The following is a 348-nucleotide window of genomic DNA, read 5'->3' on the forward strand; positions in this document are numbered from 1 at the left end:
TTCGGGTGTCTTCCGGTAAGGCTTTAAGTTGGTAATAATGAAAACTATCGCCAATGCCTGAGGCAAAAGCATGAATAATGCGCTTTTCATAGCCGAAAAACTTATTGAGTTTTTCCGGGCTGGTGGCAATGACCTCTAAATAATTGCGTAACACTTTCGGGTCGTAAAAACGGAAGAAGAACCACTTGCCGTTTTCGTCTTTCATCACAGGAAAGTGGCGAAGATGACGTAACACGGTATCGAAATCATAACGGGAATGAATAAAGACGCCCAATTCTTCATGCCAATTGAATCTAGTCATTGCCCCTTCATCACTAAACAAACCCATTAATTCGCTTTCTGAGCTGT

General features: G+C 42.0%; 1 protein-coding gene. It reads right to left on the minus strand.

The genetic code is table 11. The features are described from left to right. Nucleotides 1-348 (minus strand): DUF4123 domain-containing protein (locus HMPREF3263_RS06245; protein WP_141762787.1); only part of this gene is annotated, 348 nt, incomplete at both ends.

The sequence above is a fragment of the Haemophilus sp. HMSC61B11 genome (assembly GCF_001838615.1).
Taxonomy (GTDB): domain Bacteria; phylum Pseudomonadota; class Gammaproteobacteria; order Enterobacterales; family Pasteurellaceae; genus Haemophilus_D; species Haemophilus_D parainfluenzae_AD.